The sequence below is a fragment of the Amycolatopsis sp. VC5-11 genome (assembly GCF_037034185.1).
Taxonomy (GTDB): Bacteria; Actinomycetota; Actinomycetes; order Mycobacteriales; family Pseudonocardiaceae; genus Amycolatopsis; species Amycolatopsis nivea.
In genome coordinates this window covers 348,217-364,932 of record NZ_JBAGKF010000003.1, presented here as the reverse complement: position 1 = coordinate 364,932, position 16,716 = coordinate 348,217, and the positions used below count along the sequence as shown (strand labels likewise).

The window sequence follows — 16,716 nt, the reverse complement described above, 5'->3', positions numbered from 1 at the left end:
TCAGTCTAGGCTGTCGATTGTGGCGGACCGGACGATCGACACCCAGGCACGGCACGGCGGGCGCTACAAGTGGGTCGCGCTCTCCAACACGACGCTCGGCGTGCTGATGTCGGCGCTGGACGGGTCGATCGTGATCATCTCGCTGCCGGCGATCTTCCGCGGCATCGGGCTCGACCCGCTGGCCCCGGCCAACATCGGCTACTTGCTGTGGATGATCCTCGGCTACCTGCTGGTGTCCGCGGTCCTGGTGGTGACGCTCGGGCGGCTCGGCGACATGTTCGGCCGCGTCCGGATGTACAACATCGGGTTCGTGATCTTCAGCGCCGCGTCGGTGGCGCTGTCGTTCGACCCGTTCCACGCGGGCGGCGGGGCGCTGTGGCTGATCGGCTGGCGGGTGGTGCAGGCCGTCGGCGGCGCGATGCTCACCGCGAACTCCGCCGCGATCCTCACCGACGCCTTCCCGCGCGAACAGCGCGGAATGGCCTTGGGCGTCAACCAGATCACCGCGCTGGCCGGGCAGTTCCTCGGCCTGGTCGCGGGCGGCCTGCTCGCCGAACTCGACTGGCGCGCGGTGTTCTGGGTGAGCGTGCCGTTCGGAATTTTCGGCACTGTCTGGTCGATCCGCAGCCTGCGCGAGATCAGCACGCCGCAGCGGTCGCGGATCGACTGGGGCGGCAACGTGACCTTCGCGCTCGGCACCGCGGTCATCCTCGCCTCGATCACCTACGGCATCCAGCCCTACGGCGGCGCGGCGACCGGCTGGGGCAACCCGTGGGTGCTCGGCGGGCTCGGCGCCGGGATCGCGCTGCTCGCGGCGTTCTGCGTGATCGAGACCAGGGTGCCGGCACCGATGTTCCAGCTGTCGCTGTTCCGCATCCGCGCGTTCACCGCCGGGAACCTCGCCGCGCTGCTCACCGCGATCGCGCGCGGCGGGATGCAGTTCATGCTCATCATCTGGCTGCAAGGAATCTGGCTTCCGCTGCACGGCTACGACTACGAGCAGACCCCGCTGTGGGCCGGGATCTACCTGCTGCCGCTCACCGCCGGGTTCCTGATCGCCGGTCCGGTCTCCGGATTCCTCTCCGACCGCTTCGGCGCGCGGCTCTTCTCCACCGGCGGGCTGCTGCTGGTCGCCGGATCCTTCCTCGGCCTGCTCGCGCTGCCGGTGGACTTCAGCTATCCGGCGTTCGCGGCGCTGCTCGTGCTGAGCGGGATCGGACAGGGCATGTTCTCCGCGCCCAACACCTCCGCGATCATGAGCAGCGTGCCGGACCACCAGCGCGGCGTCGCGTCCGGCATGCGCTCGACGTTCCAGAACTCCGGGACGTCGCTGTCCATCGGCGTGTTCTTCTCGCTCATGATCGCCGGGCTGGCCGGGTCGCTGCCCGCGACGCTCACCGGCGGGCTGCAGGCGCACGGCGTCCCGGCGGACGTCGCCGCGAACATCGCCCAGCTGCCGCCGGTGAGCACCCTCTTCGCCGCGTTCCTGGGCAGCAACCCGGTGGCGCACCTGGTCGGCCCCGGCGTGCTCGGCCAGCTCTCCCCCGCCGATTCGGCCGCGCTGACCGGCAAGGAGTTCTTCCCCACCCTGATTTCCGGGCCGTTCCACGACGGACTGGTCACCGTGTTCGTCGCGGCCGCGGTGATGGCGCTGGTCGCCGCGCTGGCGTCCGCGTCGCGAGGGAAGCGGTACTTCCACCAGGACTAGGTCAGTCCATGGTGAGCGCGATCTTGCCGTGGATGTTGCCCGCCTGATAGGTCCGCATCGCTTCGGCGGCTTCGGCGAGCGGGAAGGTCGCCATGATGCGATGCGTCAGCTCGCCTTTCGCGTACAGAGCCGCCAACCGCGCGAGGCGAGCCGCCGAGCGGTCGTTCACGGTGAGCTTGATGCCCAGCTCGTCGGCGCGGTCGTGCTCGACCAGAGTGAGAATCCGGGACCGGTCCTCGATGAGGTCCAATGTGTACTCCAGCGCGATGCCGCCGACCCCGTCGATCGCCGCCGTGACGCCGTGCGGAGCCACCCGTTCGACGAAATCCTCGCTGTAGGCAAGGGGAATCGCCCCGAGTGCCCGCACCTGCTCGTGCCACGCCGGACGCGCGACGCCGAGCACCTTCGCGCCACGCAACCGGGACAGTTGCACCGCCATCGCCCCGACGGAGCCTGCCGCGCCGTGCACCAGCACCGTGTCGCCGGGACCGACGTCGATCCGCTCGATCGCGATCTCCGCCGTCTGCGCCGCCGCGGTGAACGCGCCCGCGACCTCCCACGGCATCTCCGGCGGCTTCGGCACCACCTGGTCCGCTCCGGCGACCACCAGTTCCTGATACGCCCCCAGCCGCCCGAAACCGAGCACCTCGTCGCCCGCGGTGAATCCCGCGACACCTTCCCCGACTTCGTCGACGATTCCGGCGAACTCGTTGCCCGGCACGGTGAACGCGCCCGGCTCCGGCACCGGGATGAGCCCCGCGAGCACCGCGATGTCGAACGCCTGCACCCCCGCCGCCGTCGCCCGGATCCGGACCTCCCCCGGCCCGGGACGCGGTTCCGCCACCTCCTCCAGCCGCAGCACTTCCGGCCCGCCCAGTTCGCGGAACCCCATCGCCTTGCTCATCGCCGCCTCCAGCGCTCGTGTCGATCACCGCCAGTGTTCGACATCAAGCGGACTTGACGTCAAGCCGCGGGGTCGACCGGCGCCGCGCGATGGGCTAGGTTGATCAGCGATGACTACCGGGACGGCCTCGCGCCACTCACGGATCGGCTACCCGGTGCTCTCCTGAGCGCCGCGCGGGCCCCGCCTGCTTCGTCGTGTTGACAGCCACCTCAACCGACGACAGGAGAATTCATGCCCGACAAGACTTTGCGGATCCCCACCCCTGACGGCCAGGCCGACGCGTTCGCCGCGTTTCCCGCCGGCGGCGGGCCACACCCCGGCGTGCTGATGTACGCCGACGGCTTCGGGATCCGGCCCGTAATCCGCGAGATGGCCCAAGAACTGGCCGGACACGGCTATTACGTGCTCGTGCCCAACTACTTCTACCGGCACGGCCCGGCGCCAGTGCTCGAACTTCCGGAGTTCATCGGAGCGGAGGAGCGTCCCGGGGTTTTCGCTCGTGTGCTGCCCATGATCGAAGCGCACACCCCCGAACTGGTCCTTCGCGACGCCGCCGCTTATCTCGAATTCCTCGCCGCCCAGCCCGAAGTCAGCGCCGGACCGGTCGGGGTCACCGGCTATTGCATCGGCGGCCTTCTCGCGGTCCGCACCGCTGCGACCCATCCGGATCAGGTGGCCGCCGTCGCCGGATTCCACGCCCCGGTCGGCGCTGCCGGGCCGGAGGTCTTCTCCCGGATCACCGCGGAAGCGCACTTCGGCCACGCCGCATCGGATCTGACGCCGGAAACTCTCGCCGAACTCAACCGCGCACTCGATGCCGCAGGGGTCAGTTGCACGTCCGAGATCTACCCCGGCACGGTCCACGGCTTCACCATGGCCGACACCGACACGTTCGATCCCGCCGCGCTGCGGCAGCACTGGGAGAACCTGGTGCCGCTCCTCGGACGCGCCTTGTCCTGCGGCTGAGGGACTTGAACAGCTGACCCGGTGCCCCGGTCTGGATCACGACCGGGTGCCGGGTCCGGCCGCTACTCGACCCACCACCAGCCGTCGACGACCTCGACCGTGGGACGGAGGGCGCAGCCCAGGCCGTCGTCGAGGTAGTCGTGCGAGTCGATCGCCACGCCGGGCATGTACTTCGCCGGGGAACCGTCGCAGTGCGCGTATCCGGCCGAGCACGCGAGAAACCCTTTCCAGACGCGGATATACCACACCCGCGGGCCGTTGCCGGTGTCGATCGACAAGACGTCTTCGGGCAACGGCTCGGTCGGCACGCGGTGTTCGGCATCGCGCAGCACGGCGGCGTACTCCGACCGGTGCATCGCGTACCAGGTCGTGGCATGGAAGAGCACCCAGTTGACACAAACCATCAGCGCGATCACCGCGGCGGTGGCCACCGCCCACCCAGCCGCGCCGCGTCGGCCCAGCCTGCGCGTCGCCATCCGCGCGCTGACCGCGGTCCCGATCGCGGCGAGCAGCCACGCCGGACCGAGGTACAGGATCTCGGGCAACGGAATAGCCCGGCCGAGACCGACGGCGAAGTACTTCACCGCGGCCAAGGGCAGCCAGCCGCACCCGAAGACGACTACAGCCCGCACCAAACCCGGTCTTCGATTTTCCTCGGAACTCCCCACGATCCCTGGACGGGCGACCGGCTGATCGGTTGCGCTACTCCGAGGACGGCGTGTACAGCGCGCCGAGGAACTCCACCAGCAGCCGCTCCCGCAACGCTTCCGGCGCGGCCGCCAGCAGCGCATTGACCGGAGCCATCCGCCCCGGCAACCCACCGCCACCGCTCAGGCCCGCCGCGGCGAGCAGCCCACCGAACTGCTCAGACGTCAGCGTTTCCGGATCCAGCGCGGCCACGAACGCGGCGACGTCCGGATCGACCCGTACCGGGCCTTGCGTCCGCGCCGCCTCGACCGAGGCCGCCAGGTCGGCGAGGAATTCCGGCTCGCTGCCGTGGTTCGCGGCGGTGACGGTGAGGTGCAGGTTCAGCGGAGAAGTCCCGTGCGCGAACTGCGGCTGGACGTACCAGCCGCGTGCCTTCATCTCGTCGGCGACGGTGAACAGGTCGAAGCCGTCCGAGCCGGTGAACGCGACCAGCGTCGACACCGGCTCGCCCAGCACGTGCAGGCCCGGAATCGAAGCCACGCCAGCACGAATCCGTCCGACGGCTTCCCGCGTCCGCGAGGCCAGTTGGAGATAACCGTCCTCGCCGAGGTGGTGCACGACGGCCCACGCGGCGGCGAGCGGACCGCCGGAGCGGGTGCTCTGCAGCGTCGGGTTGAGCATCGTGTAGCCGGGCCAGGCCGCGCTGGCGAAGTAGTGAGTGCGCCGGAGTTCCGCCGAGGCGTGCAGCAAGACCGAGACACCCTTGGCGCAGTAGGCGTATTTGTGCAGGTCCACGGAAATGCTGGTGACGCCCGGAACGCGGAAGTCGAACGGCGGCAAGTCCGCGCCCAGCTTCGCGAAGTACGGCAGCACCCAGCCGCCGATGCACGCGTCCACGTGCATGCGCACCCCGCGTGCCGAAGCGGCGGCGGCGATCTCCTCGATGGGGTCGACGACGCCGTGCGCGTACGACGGCGCGCTCGCCACGACGAGCACGGTGGAGTCGTCGATGGCCGCGGTCATCGCCGCCGGGTCCGCGCGGAAGGTTTCCGGATCGACCGGCACCACGATCTTCCGCACGCCGAACAGATGCGCGGCCTTGTGGAACGCGGCGTGCGCGGTCTCGGGGAGCACGATCGACGGCACAGCGATGTCCGGCCGCGCGTCGCGGGCGGCGAGGACCGCCAGCAGACACGATTCGGTGCCGCCGGACGTCACCGTGCCGACCGTCTCCGGCGTCCCGCCGAGCAGTCCGGCCGCGCGGGCGACCAGGTCGTTCTCCATCCGCAGCAGGCTGGGGAACGCGGTCGGGTCGAGTCCGTTGGCGGAGCTGGCCAGCGCGTGCGCGGCGGCGGCGATTTCGTCCACTTCGGACAGTCCGCTGTCGTACACGTAGGCGAGCGTGCGCCCGCCGTGCGTCGGCAGGTCGCCGGAGCGGAGTTCGCGCAGCCGCGCCAGTACGTCGTTCACGCCTGCTTCTCCAGGACCGAACGGCGCAGCAGCGGGATGCCGAGCGCGATCAGCACCGCGGGCAGCACCGACGCGCCGATCACGATGGCGGTGATCGCCGAATGCGGCTGCGGGACGGCGGTCGTGCCGGTGCTCGACACGTAGCTCCCGCCCTGCAGCACGAGCCCGAACAGTCCCGGCCCGAGCGCGAGCCCGAGCGTTTCGGACGCGGTCCACACGCCGGCCGTCACGCCCGCACGGGTCTCGCCGGTCCGCTCCTCCTCGGCGCTGATCAGGTCCGGGAGAATCGCCAGCGGGAACACCGAAATGCCCGCGTAGCCGACGCCGGCGAGCGCGACGAACACCAGCGTCGCGGCGAACGGAAGCCGGTCGGCGAAGTACATCGCCACCAGGCCGACGAAGAACGACGTGGTGGCGATCCGGAAGCCGGCGAGCTTGCCCCAGCGCGCGCCTACCCGCGGCCACAGCGGCATGGTGACGAGCGCGGGCCCGACGAAGCCGACGAACAGGTAGGTGCGGTAGCTCGGGTCGCCGAGGACGTGCTGCGCGAAGTACGGGATCGCGGCCAGCACGGTGCCGATGCCGAGCGCCTGGATGAAGTAGACGCCCATCAGCCACCGGAACGAACGCCACTGCGCGATGGTGCGCGCCAATTCCTTGAGCCGCACCGTGTTGGGCCGCAGCGAGCCGACCGGCGCGCCCTTCAGGCCGAAGTAGACGCCGAGCGTGGCGGCCAGGATGATCACCGCCATCACCAGGCCCATCACCCGGTAGCCCGCCACGCCGGGCAGCAGGTCGGTGATCGCCGGGGCGCCGCCGCCGGACACCAGCACCGCGACCGCCAGCACGCCGATCCGGACGCTGGTGAGCTTCGTGCGTTCCTCGGCGGAATCGGTCAGCTCGGCCGGGAGCGCGTTGAACGGCACCTGGAAGAACGCGTACGCGGTGGCGCACAGGAAGAACATCACGACGACGTACGTCGCGTCCCACACCGGCGTGCCGAAGCCGGGATGCGCGAACAAGGCGAAGAACAGGATCGCGACGCCGATCCCACCGCGCAGCAGGAAGCGCCGCCTGCTGCCGGTGCGCGCGAGGTCGGCGTCCGACAGCCGCCCGGCGACCGGGTTGAAGACCACGTCCCACGCCTTGGGCACGAACACGATGATCCCGGCCGCCGCGGCGGGCACCGCCATGGTGTCGGTCAGGTACGGGAGCAGGAGCAGCCCGGGCACCGTGCCGAACCCGCCGGTGACGAAGGAGCCGAGCGAGTAGCGGAATCTCGTGCGGCGGGACAGCGACGCCAAAGGTCCTCCTCCAAGGCGGAACGACGAACGCATGCCTAATGGATCTTCGCCGGTTCCGGGTAGTGGTCGGGAGGAATCGTGCCACCGTCGTGATGCACTGGCCGTACCGGGCCGACTACCGCCTCGTGAGCGGCGACGCCGGTTCTGACCGGCCTCGCCGCTCACGACCTTCTCTCGTCAGGACAGCGCTTTCGCCGCCTTCGCCAGCGACCCGGCGTCCCCGCGCAGCAGCAGCGTCGTCACCACCGTCGCTTCCCACGCCGCCAGCTCTTCGCGGATCTTCTCCGCGGGGCCGATCAGCGAAGTGTCCTCGACCAGCGAAGTCGGGATCGCCTTGACCGCTTCTTCCTTCCGCCCCGCCAGGTACAGCTCCTGCACCTTGTCCGCCACGTCCGCGTAGCCGAGCCGGGCGAACACGTCGTGGTGGAAGTTCACGCTCTTCGCGCCCATCCCACCGATGTACAGCGCCAGCGCCGGCTTGATGAAGCTCGCCGCCTCCTCGACGTCGTCGTGCACGATCACCGGCACCGACGCGGCGACCTCGAACCCGTCCAGGCCGCTCCGCCGCGCGCCCGGGCGGGCGAAGCCCTCCTCCAGCGCGGCCCGGTAGAAGCCGTCGGACTTGGGCGAGAAGAACAGCGGCAGCCAGCCGTCGCAGATCTCCGCGGCCAGCGCGACGTTCTTCGGGCCTTCGGCGGCGAGGTAGATCGGCAGGTCGGCGCGCAGCGGGTGCACGGTCGGCTTGAGCGGTTTGCCCAGTCCGGTCCCGCCCTTGAGCGGCAGCTGGAAGAACTGCCCGTCGAGGGTCACCGGTTCCTCGCGGGCCAGCACCTTGCGCACGATCTCGACGTACTCGCGCGTGCGCGCCAGCGGCTTCGGATACGGCTGCCCGTACCAGCCCTCCACCACCTGCGGCCCGGACGCGCCCAGCCCGAGCACGAAGCGGCCGCCGGACAGGTGGTCCATGGTCAGCGCGCTCATCGCGGTCGCGGTCGGGGTGCGCGCGGACATCTGCACGATGTTGGTGCCGAGCTTGATCCGGCTGGTCGCCGCGCCGACCCAGGCCAGCGGGGTGAACGCGTCCGACCCGTACGCCTCGGCCGACCACACCGAGTCGAACCCGAGCCGTTCGGCTTCGAGCACGCTCTCCTGCGCGCCCGGGATCGGCCCGCTCCCCCAGTACCCGAGGTGAAAGCCCAGCTTCATCAAGCCCTCCTGATCTCGAAGCCCGTGCAGGACTCCTTCCGGGAACCAGAGTCCCGGAAGGAGTCCTTCACGGCACGTCCGGCGAGTAGTGCTCCGGTTTCCCGCGCTCGGCGAGCGGGGGAAGATTGCGGCGCGGGGTTTCGACCGGCGGCGTCCCCGGGGCCAGTTCGCCGCGGGCGCGCCGCCAGCCCGCCCGTGCCCGCGGATGGTAGCGGCGGTCGTGCGGAACCAGCGAGAACGCCGCGTTGATCAGCTTGCCCACGCGGCGGTGCCGGCGGGCGTCCCGCGCGGTCCAGCGGTAGCCGAGCAGGTCGCGCACTTCCTGGTCGTACAGCCCGACGGTCAGCCACACGAACTGTTTCGCGACAACCTTCGAGACCGGTTTCCACAGCGGATCCGGAAGCCATGGCAGGAACGGCGGTTTCGCGATGCCGCGGAGGTCGAGGACGTCGCGGGTGGCCTTGTTGTCCTCCAGCACCTCGGCGCACATGTGCTTCCAGTACCGCTGGAAGTCCTCCCACGATTCCGGCACCGGCCGCATCGTCATGTCGTACATCCGCCACCAGCGCACGTGCTCGTCGAACAGCGTGCGCTTCTCCTCTTCGCCGATGCCGCCCATGAAATGGTCGGCGATCAGGACGGTGCTGACGAAGAACGTCGAATGCGCCCAGTAATACGTGTCCGGGTCGAGCGCGTGGTAGCGGCGGCCTTTCGCGTCCACGCCCTTGATCCGGTCGTGGTAACCGCGCACCTCCAGCGCCGTGCGGTGCGCGAGCGGGCCGTCGTAGACCACGCCGCCGATCGGGTACAGCGAACGGAACAGCCGCTGCCAGCGCTCCTCGAAGAACCTCGAATGCTCCTCGACGCCCGCGCCGAGGCCCGGGTGCATGTTCTGCATCGACCCGGCCCACAGCGCGATCAGCAGCCCGCGCCAGTCCCCGAAGTACTTCCAGGTCAGCGAGTCCGGTCCCAGCGGCTCCGGTGCGTCCCTCATCGCGGCTCCTCGGCGGGTCGGCGAAGTGACTACAGCTGTTGTCAGGTTAGGATGTGACAACATCTGTGGTCAACTCGGGACGGGAGCGGGGCATGCCGGGCCGCACGTGGGCGGGCACGACGCTGGACGACCGCAAGGCCCGGCGCCGGGCCCAGCTGCTGGCCGCCGGGCTCGACCTGCTGGGCGCGCAGGGCAGCGCGGCGGTGAGCGTCCGCGCGGTGTGCCGGTCGGCGAAACTGACCGAGCGGTACTTCTACGAAAGCTTCGCCGACCGGGAAAGCCTGGTCGCCGCGGTGTACGAGGACGTCGGAGACCAGGCAAGGCAAGCGTTGGCCGACGCGGTTTCCGGCGAGGCCGATCCGAGCCGCCGGGCCGAACGCGCCGTGACCGCGTTCGTGGAGCTGGTGCTGGACGACCCGCGCAAGGGCCGCGTGCTGCTGCTCGCGCCGCTGACCGACCCGGCGCTGACCCAGCGCGGCCTGCACCTGCTCCCGGCGTTCACGACGCTCGTCGGCGAACAGCTGTCGCGCGGCGACGAAACCGGCCGCCAGCTGGTGGCGATCGGCCTCGTCGGCGCGCTCAGCAACGTGTTCATCGCTTACCTCGACGGCACGCTGAAGGTGAGCCGCGAGCGTCTCGTCGAGCACTGCGTGCAGCTCGTGCTCGGCGCGGACGCTTTCGACCCTGGAGCTCACTGAGCGGCTGCCCGCTCGTCGCGCAGCCGCAGCGCGATGTCGATGATCATGTCCTCCTGACCGCCGACGTAGCGTTCCTCGCCGACCTTGTACAGGATTTCGTGCGCCGGGACGCCGTAGCGCTCGGCGGCGCGTTCGGCGTGCAGCAGGAAGCTGGAGTACACGCCGGCGTAGCCCTGGATGATCGACGACCGGTCCATCACCGGCAGCCGGGTCAGGTACTTCTTCACCACGTTCTCCGCGGCTTCCATCAGCACGTCTTTGTCCACGCCGGTTTTGATGCCCAGCCGCTCGAACGTGGCCGCCAGGACCTCGGTCGGCGAGTTGCCCGCCCCCGCGCCGAGCGCGGCGAGCGAACCGTCGATCTGCCGGGCGCCCGCGCGGTACGCGAGCACCGAGTTGGCGACGCCGAAGCTCAGGTTCTGGTGCCCGTGGTAGCCGACCTGGGCGTCGTCGCCGAGTTCCGCGACGAGGGCGGCGACCCGGTCGGACGCGTCGTCCAGGATCAGCGCGCCCGCGGAGTCCACGACGTACACGCACTGGCAGCCCGCGTCGGCCATGATCCGGGCCTGCTTCGCGAGGTCCTCCGGCGTCGACATGTGCGACAGCATCAGGAATCCGACGGTTTCCAGGCCGAGATCGCGGGCCGCGCCGAAGTGCTGGATGGATACGTCGGCCTCGGTGCAGTGGGTCGCGATCCGCACCGCGCCCGCGCCGAGGTCGGCCGCCGCGCGCAGGTCGGTGACCGTGCCGAGGCCGGGCAGGAGGAGCACGGCGATCTTCGCCTGCTTCGCCTCGGCGACCGCGGCGGCGATCAGCTTTCGCTCGTCCACCAAGGAAAAGCCGTAGTTGAAGGTCGAGCCGCCGAGGCCGTCGCCGTGGGTCACCTCGATCAGCGAGATGCCCGCGTCGTCGAGCGCGCGGACGGTGTCGCGCACCTGCTTTTCGGTGAACTGATGCGCCATGGCGTGGCTGCCGTCGCGCAGGGTGGTGTCGACCAGCCGGACGTCGGTGTTGTTCACGCGGCCACCTCCTGAGCGGCGAAGAGATCGCCGACGCGCGCGGCGGCGGCGGTCATGATGTCGAGGTTGCCCGCGTACTTGGGCAGGTAGTCGCCGTTGCCCGCGACCTCCAGGAAGACGCCCACGCGGGCCTTGCCGCTCCAGTCCGGCCGCGGCGGGTCGAACTGCGGATCGGCCTTGAGTGTGTAGCCCGGCACGTACTGCTGGACGTCTTTCACCATGCGGTGCACGGATTCGCTGATCGCGTCGAAGTCGGCGTCCGGGTCGACCGCGCAGAACACCGTGTCGCGCATGATCATCGGCGGGTCCATCGGGTTGATGATGATGATCGCGCGGCCCTTGTCCGCGCCGCCGACCTTCTCGATCGCGTGCGAGGTGGTCTCGGTGAACTCGTCGATGTTCGCGCGCGTGCCCGGTCCGGCCGACCGCGACGACACCGACGCGACGATCTCCGCGTACGACACCGGCGTCACCCGCGAAACCGCGTGCACGATCGGGATGGTCGCCTGGCCGCCGCAGGTGATCATGTTGACGTTGCGGTCGGTCAGCTGGTCGGGCGGATTCACCGCCGGGCAGGTCAGCGGGCCGACCGCAGCGGGCGTCAGGTCGATCGCGCGGATGCCGGCCTCGGCGTACCGCGGCGCGTTGGCCTTGTGCGCCTTCGCCGACGTCGATTCGAACACCAGCTGCGGCAGTTCCGCGCGCGCCAGCAGCCAGTCGACGCCCTCGGCGGACGTCTCGAGCCCGAGCTTCGCGGCGCGGGCGAGCCCGTCCGACGCCGGGTCGACGCCCACCATGTAGCGCACTTCCACGTGCTCGCTGCGCTGGAGTTTTGCCAGCAAGTCCGTACCGATGTTGCCCGGGCCGACGATCGCGGCCGTCACCTTGCGTTCCGCCATGCCGCCACGGTGCTCGCCGGGATGGGGCACACTCAACCCATGCGTACCACTGGACGGAACGGCGACGGGCTCGTAACCGCACGGGTCGCCGCCGTGCTGGAAGCCTTCCGCCCCGGCGACGACGCGCTCGGCGTGTCCGAGCTGGCGCGCCGGACCGGCCTGGCGAAGACGACCGTGCACCGGCTCGCCGGGCACCTGGCCGACACCGGCCTGCTGGAACGCGACGGCACCTCGGTCCGATTAGGACTGCGGCTCTTCGAGATCGGCCAGCTCGCGGTGCGCCGCCGCGGTCTGGTGGAGGCGGCGCGGCCGTACCTGGCGGATCTGCGGGAGGCCACGCGGAACACGGTGCATCTCGCGGTCCTGGAAGGCACCGAAGTCGTGTACCTGGACGTGCTGCGCGGCCCGGACGCGCCGGATCTGCCTTCGCGCACCGGCGGGCGGTTTCCCGCGCACGCGACCGGGGTCGGGAAGGCGATCCTGTCCTGCTCCCCCGACGACGTCGTGACGCGCGTGATCGACGCCGGGCTGCCCCGGGTCAGCCCGCGGACGATCACCGCACCCGGGTTGCTGCGCCGCCAATTGGCGCGGATCCGCGAGGACGGGATCGCCTTCGAGCGCGAGGAATCCGGCGTGGGTGTCGTGTGCGCGGCGAGCCCGCTGGTCGACGCGAACGGACTCGCCGTGGCCGCGGTGTCCATCTCCGGATGGGCGACGCGGATGCGCACCGAACGCGTCGCACCCGCGGTGCGGACGGTGGCACTGGCGTTGTCGCGGACGATTTCCGAGACCTGATCAGCCCTTGCTCATCCGCAGGATCAACGCGACCGCATCCTCCGAGTGACCCTCCGGAGTCAGCACCTCCTGCAACAACAAACCACGAATCGCCGCGACGGCGACAGTCGCCATCGTCAGCGCCTCCCTGGCACTCCGCCCTTCCCGTTCCGCGAGCGAAGCCAGCATCTTCGTCAGGTCGTCCAGCGACTCGACCAGCTCGCGGAAGTCCTCCGGCCGGTACGCCGCCAGCCCTGCGACATGAAAGAACCCGCGAACCCGAGACAGCTGCTCCGGGCGGGTATAGGTCCGCCAGATCGCCACGACGAACTCGTCGAAGGTGCTGTCGCGAGCCGTCTCGAACAGTGCCTCGTTGTCGCGGGATCGCTGAGCCTTGAGCATCGCCGCCAGAACCCCCGGCAGCGACCCGAAGTGGTAGCGCAGCAAGGCATGACTGGTGTCGGCCCGGGCGGCGACCTCGCGCAGCGACACCTCCGGCGAGGGAAGGGTCCCGTCGAAGGCGTCGAGAAGCCGCGCCAGAAGACGCTCGCGGGCGTCGCCCTGGGGTTCCGTGCTTGACAAGGTCACCTCCGCAGTTTATCCATTGGAAAAGAACGGTGCAACGGCGGAGGGACAGCTCGTGGGACGGTTTCAGGTAGTCGGCGCGACGGTCGTCGACGGGTCGGGGCGAGATCCCGCCGACGTCACGGTGACGGTCGAAGACGGGTTGATCGCCGAGTCCGACGCGTCCGGCGAGCGCTTCGCTGCCGACGGGCTGACGATGACGCCCGGTCTGATCGACGCGCACGTCCACCTGGGACTGTCGAGCCCGATCGAGCCGCAGTTCGCGTTTCGGCTCAGTGCCGCCGAGCTCGCGGCGGACATCTTCGCCACGGCCGGCGCGGCGCTCGACGCCGGGTTCACGACGGTCCGGGACACCGGCGGCATCGACGGCGGCGTCGTCACCACGATCGCCAAAGGGAAGGTCCGGGGTCCGCGCGTCCTGTCGTGCGGACCGGTTCAATGTCAGACCGGCGGCCACGGCTACTACGGAGCCGAATGGGAGCCGACCGAACGGTGGAGCGACCATCACATCCCGGGCCTGTGCGCCCTGTCCATGCAGTCGGGCAACGCGAACGAGCTGCGCAGCAACGTGCGCGAGGCCTTCCGTCGCGGAGCCTCTTTCTTGAAGCTTTGCGTGACCGGCGGGGTGGTCAGCTCGCATGACCAGCTGACCGACACCCAGTTCACCGGCGAAGAAATCGCTGTCGCGGTTCAAGAAGCCGCCGCGCGCGGCACCTACGTGACGGTTCACGCGCACAACAACGAAGGCATCCGGAACGCCGTCGAGGCCGGGGTGCGCTGCGTCGAGCACGGCACCGACATCGACGAGCCGACAGCCGCCTTGATGGCCGCGCACGACGTTGCCCTGGTGCCCACGTTCGCCGTCGTTGAACAACTGCTTCGAGACACCGCGAGCACTGGCCTCAACGAGTCGATCCGCGAGCGAGTGCTGGGCGTTCGCGAGCGGATGGCCGAGGCGCTCGCTGTCGCCAAGAAGGCCGGGCTGCGGATCGGGCTGGGGTCTGACCTCATCGGGCCGGCCCAGCACCACCGAGGCGAAGAACTCGCCTTGCGAGCCGGTCTGGAGACGCCGATGGATGCTCTCGTGGCAGCCACGAAAACCAACGCCGAGATCCTCGGCCTTGCCGGCGAAGTGGGAGTCATCGCTCCCGGCTTTCAGGCGGATTTCGTGCTCTGGAACGGAAATCCGCTCGAGAATCCGCAGCTTTTCTCCGACCCGGCCAACGCGATCGTCGTCGTCCAGGCCGGACGCGTAGTGAAGGACCTCCGATGAGCACCCTGTGGCACGGCTGCTTCGCCGACACCGAATACTTCGAAATGCGTTCCGGCAGCGGGTACGACTACGGCGTCTGGGTCACCACGCCGCCGGGCTACGACCCCGCCACGACGCGGGCACCGGCCGTCTACGTGCTCGACGGCAACTGGGCCGTGGGCCAGACCGCCCCGCTGATCGTCACGCAGGCGGATCCCATGCAGCAGATCCAGCCGTACCTGCAGGTCAGCGTCGGCTACGCGGGCGAGGACGCGCAGCATTGGGCGCGGCTGCGCAACCGCGACCTCGTGCCGCCCGGCGAACCCGTCGCCCCGGAATTCGTGGATGCCGTGGAGATGGGCGTCAGCACGGGCCGGATGACCCGCGAAGAGGCCGACGCCTACCTCGCCGAATTGCGCGACACCCGCGCCGACGCGTTCCTGGCCTTCCTCACCGAGGAACTCCACCCGCGCATCGAACGTGACTACGGCACGGCCGAGAGCGGTCACGGCCTCTTCGGCTACTCCTACGGCGGACTTTTCAGCCTCTACGCCTGGCTCAGCGGCTGCCCGCTCTTCGAGAGCGTCGGAGCGGGCAGCCCCGGCGTTATCGGTGAAGACAGTCAGGTTTTCGCCCAACTCCGCGAGCTTGGCGACCGGCGGCCCGCCGCCAAGCTGCACGTGACCGTCAACGACCGGGAGCTTTTCGGAGACCTGGCCGTCTACCAGAACCTCGCGAAACACGCGGCCACGTTCCTGCACCGCGTCACGTCGCCCGCCGTCACCAGCGAGGTCTTGCGCGAAACGCACGTGACCGGGTTGCAAGCGTCGTTCCTCAGCTACCTCAGGACGTGCCGGTCCCAGTAGCGGCGTGGACTGCGGGTCGCCGGGCTGCCCACGGCATCGCCTCTTCCAGGAACGCGGCGACCCGCAGCAGCAACGATTCCGAACACACCGGCCCGCCCAGCTGCACTCCGATCGGCAACCCCCGCGAGGACTCGCCCAGCGGAAGGCTGATCGCCGGAGCACCGATCAGGTTGAACAACGGCGTGAACGAGCAAACGTCGAAAAGCTGCTTCGTCCACTCGGCCGCGGTGAGATCCGCGTTCGCGTCCAGACGGCCCAGCGGCGGCGCCGGGGTGTTGATCGTCGGGGTCAGCAGCAGGTCGTATCCGGTGAAGAAGCGGCCTGCCTCCCGGGAAACGGCGTTCATCGCGCCCAACGCCGCGGTCAGTTCCATCGCACTGATCGAACGGCCGTACTCGACGCACGCCCACGTGGTGCGTTCGAGATTCTCCGGACTCGCCGCGACCCCGGTCAGCTCTTCGATGCCGGCGACCGAACCGGCCAGGAATCCGGACCACAGCACGTGATTCGTGTGCAGGAACGCTTCCCAGTCGAAGACCGGCGTCGCGCGTTCGACGTGGTGGCCCGCCGCTTCGAGCACCTCGGCCACGGCTTCGACCGCGCGCGCCACCTCCGGGTCGACGTAGCTGCCCGCCCAGGATTCGGTGTGCAGGCCGATGCGCAGCCGTCCGGGATCGGCGCCGACCTCGTCGAGCCACGGGCGCGCGGGCGGGGCGAGGACGTACGGGTCGCCCGGATAGCTCACCGCGACCTCGTCCAGCAGGGCCGCGGTGTCCCGGACCGTCCGCGACACCGCGAGTTCGACCCCCATGCCGTACAACGGATCGGCGTAGTCCGGGCCGGTCGGCACCCGGCCGCGGCTGGGCTTCAGTCCGACCAGGCCGTTGCAGGCCGCGGGTACGCGGATCGAGCCGCCGCCGTCGTTGGCGTGCGCGATCGGGAGCGCCCCGGCTGCGACGAGCGCCGCCGAACCGCCACTGGATCCGCCGGCGCTGTGCTCGGTGTTCCACGGATTGCGCGTCGAACCGTAGGCCAGCGCTTCGGAATTGCCGTTGAACCCCAGCTCCGGCGTGGTCGTGACCGCCAGCGTCGCCAGGCCCGCCGCGCGGAAGCGCTCCATCAGGTGGGTGTCCGCCGGCGGCACGATGCCTTGGCCGAGCATCCGCGTGCCCATCCGGGTCGGCACTCCGGCAGCGTGCAGCACGAGATCCTTGATCGCGAACGGAACTCCGGCGAACCTGCCGTCGGGCGAGTAGTCGAGCGGACGCTCGAACGGGCCGTCGGCAACCGCGTTCAGCTCCGGGTTCACCTTGCCGATGGCTTCGACCGCCAGCGCCGCGACCTCCGCGGCGGTGACCTCCCCGGAGGCGATGACGGCGGCCAGCGCGGTCGCGTCGAGGGCGGCGTATTCGTCAAGGTTCAT

16 protein-coding genes are annotated in these 16,716 nt (G+C 70.0%); 6 read left to right on the top strand and 10 right to left on the bottom strand.

Annotated features, from left to right (window positions below):
- The first annotated feature begins 19 nt into the window (after positions 1–19).
- Complete coding sequence (locus WA670_RS13195) at positions 20–1,708, top strand: MFS transporter (protein WP_336157847.1); 1,689 nt, start codon at positions 20–22, stop codon at positions 1,706–1,708.
- A gap of 1 nt (position 1,709) precedes the next feature.
- Here the strand turns inward: WA670_RS13195 and WA670_RS13190 are convergent, their stop codons facing one another.
- Positions 1,710–2,612, bottom strand: coding sequence for a quinone oxidoreductase family protein (locus WA670_RS13190; RefSeq protein WP_336157846.1), 903 nt, complete (start codon positions 2,610–2,612; stop codon positions 1,710–1,712).
- 231 nt (positions 2,613–2,843) lie between these two features.
- Here WA670_RS13190 and WA670_RS13185 point away from each other — a divergent pair, with 231 nt between their 5' ends.
- Positions 2,844–3,578: a dienelactone hydrolase family protein gene (locus WA670_RS13185; RefSeq protein WP_336157845.1), complete on the top strand. Its 735-nt coding sequence runs from the start codon at positions 2,844–2,846 to the stop codon at positions 3,576–3,578.
- Between the two features lie 62 nt (positions 3,579–3,640).
- On the opposite strand, the gene WA670_RS13180 is transcribed toward WA670_RS13185, so the two are convergent.
- The 5 genes from WA670_RS13180 to WA670_RS13160 all read right to left on the bottom strand — a co-directional run bounded on the left by WA670_RS13180 (position 3,641) and on the right by WA670_RS13160 (position 9,200).
- Entirely contained in the window at positions 3,641–4,210 is a 570-nt protein-coding gene (locus WA670_RS13180) for a hypothetical protein (RefSeq protein ID WP_336157844.1), read from the bottom strand.
- Between the two features lie 70 nt (positions 4,211–4,280).
- The gene (locus tag WA670_RS13175) at positions 4,281–5,696 is read right to left on the bottom strand and encodes a pyridoxal phosphate-dependent decarboxylase family protein (protein ID WP_336157843.1); all 1,416 of its coding nucleotides are present in this window, start codon (positions 5,694–5,696) and stop codon (positions 4,281–4,283) included.
- On the bottom strand, positions 5,693–7,000 hold the full coding sequence (locus WA670_RS13170) for an MFS transporter (RefSeq protein ID WP_037805686.1): 1,308 nt from the start codon (positions 6,998–7,000) through the stop codon (positions 5,693–5,695). The genes WA670_RS13175 and WA670_RS13170 overlap by 4 nt, the downstream gene beginning before the upstream one ends.
- A gap of 177 nt (positions 7,001–7,177) precedes the next feature.
- Entirely contained in the window at positions 7,178–8,206 is a 1,029-nt protein-coding gene (locus tag WA670_RS13165; protein WP_037805685.1) for an LLM class F420-dependent oxidoreductase, read from the bottom strand.
- A 67-nt stretch (positions 8,207–8,273) separates the two neighbouring features.
- Positions 8,274–9,200 carry an oxygenase MpaB family protein gene (locus WA670_RS13160; RefSeq protein ID WP_037805684.1) on the bottom strand — a complete coding sequence of 309 codons (927 nt, stop codon included), beginning with the start codon at positions 9,198–9,200 and terminating at the stop codon, positions 8,274–8,276.
- Positions 9,201–9,292: 92 nt separating this feature from the next.
- Between WA670_RS13160 and WA670_RS13155 the strand changes: the two genes are divergently transcribed.
- The gene (locus tag WA670_RS13155; RefSeq protein WP_037805682.1) at positions 9,293–9,898 is read left to right on the top strand and encodes a TetR/AcrR family transcriptional regulator; all 606 of its coding nucleotides are present in this window, start codon (positions 9,293–9,295) and stop codon (positions 9,896–9,898) included.
- Here WA670_RS13155 and dmpG read toward each other — a convergent pair.
- Positions 9,892–10,917 (bottom strand): 4-hydroxy-2-oxovalerate aldolase, encoded by a 1,026-nt coding sequence (dmpG, locus tag WA670_RS13150; RefSeq protein WP_037805680.1) that lies wholly within the window; start codon positions 10,915–10,917, stop codon positions 9,892–9,894. The genes WA670_RS13155 and dmpG overlap by 7 nt on opposite strands.
- Positions 10,914–11,816 (bottom strand): acetaldehyde dehydrogenase (acetylating), encoded by a 903-nt coding sequence (locus WA670_RS13145; RefSeq protein ID WP_037805678.1) that lies wholly within the window; start codon positions 11,814–11,816, stop codon positions 10,914–10,916. The genes dmpG and WA670_RS13145 overlap by 4 nt, the downstream gene beginning before the upstream one ends.
- Positions 11,817–11,855: 39 nt before the next feature.
- Between WA670_RS13145 and WA670_RS13140 the strand changes: the two genes are divergently transcribed.
- Positions 11,856–12,611, top strand: a complete 756-nt coding sequence (locus WA670_RS13140) for an IclR family transcriptional regulator (RefSeq protein WP_336157841.1) — start codon at positions 11,856–11,858, stop codon at positions 12,609–12,611.
- On the opposite strand, the gene WA670_RS13135 is transcribed toward WA670_RS13140, so the two are convergent.
- Positions 12,612–13,178: a TetR/AcrR family transcriptional regulator gene (locus WA670_RS13135; protein ID WP_336157840.1), complete on the bottom strand. Its 567-nt coding sequence runs from the start codon at positions 13,176–13,178 to the stop codon at positions 12,612–12,614.
- Positions 13,179–13,230: 52 nt separating this feature from the next.
- Between WA670_RS13135 and WA670_RS13130 the strand changes: the two genes are divergently transcribed.
- Together WA670_RS13130 and WA670_RS13125 are read left to right on the top strand one after the other, a co-directional pair.
- Positions 13,231–14,448 (top strand): metal-dependent hydrolase family protein, encoded by a 1,218-nt coding sequence (locus WA670_RS13130; protein WP_275291983.1) that lies wholly within the window; start codon positions 13,231–13,233, stop codon positions 14,446–14,448.
- Entirely contained in the window at positions 14,445–15,293 is an 849-nt protein-coding gene (locus WA670_RS13125) for an alpha/beta hydrolase (RefSeq protein ID WP_134727453.1), read from the top strand. Before WA670_RS13130 ends, WA670_RS13125 begins: the two co-directional genes overlap by 4 nt.
- Here WA670_RS13125 and WA670_RS13120 read toward each other — a convergent pair.
- Positions 15,271–16,716 carry an amidase gene (locus WA670_RS13120; RefSeq protein ID WP_336157839.1) on the bottom strand — a complete coding sequence of 482 codons (1,446 nt, stop codon included), beginning with the start codon at positions 16,714–16,716 and terminating at the stop codon, positions 15,271–15,273. The genes WA670_RS13125 and WA670_RS13120 overlap by 23 nt on opposite strands.

Coding starts and splice junctions, on each gene's coding strand:
- WA670_RS13125 (WP_134727453.1), top strand. CDS start 14,445: ATGAGCACCCTGTGGCACGGCTGCTTCGCCGACACCGAATACTTCGAA.
- WA670_RS13120 (WP_336157839.1), bottom strand. CDS start 16,716: ATGAACCTTGACGAATACGCCGCCCTCGACGCGACCGCGCTGGCCGCC.
- WA670_RS13140 (WP_336157841.1), top strand. CDS start 11,856: ATGCGTACCACTGGACGGAACGGCGACGGGCTCGTAACCGCACGGGTC.
- WA670_RS13165 (WP_037805685.1), bottom strand. CDS start 8,206: ATGAAGCTGGGCTTTCACCTCGGGTACTGGGGGAGCGGGCCGATCCCG.
- WA670_RS13185 (WP_336157845.1), top strand. CDS start 2,844: ATGCCCGACAAGACTTTGCGGATCCCCACCCCTGACGGCCAGGCCGAC.
- WA670_RS13160 (WP_037805684.1), bottom strand. CDS start 9,200: ATGAGGGACGCACCGGAGCCGCTGGGACCGGACTCGCTGACCTGGAAG.
- WA670_RS13155 (WP_037805682.1), top strand. CDS start 9,293: ATGCCGGGCCGCACGTGGGCGGGCACGACGCTGGACGACCGCAAGGCC.
- WA670_RS13190 (WP_336157846.1), bottom strand. CDS start 2,612: ATGAGCAAGGCGATGGGGTTCCGCGAACTGGGCGGGCCGGAAGTGCTG.
- WA670_RS13145 (WP_037805678.1), bottom strand. CDS start 11,816: ATGGCGGAACGCAAGGTGACGGCCGCGATCGTCGGCCCGGGCAACATC.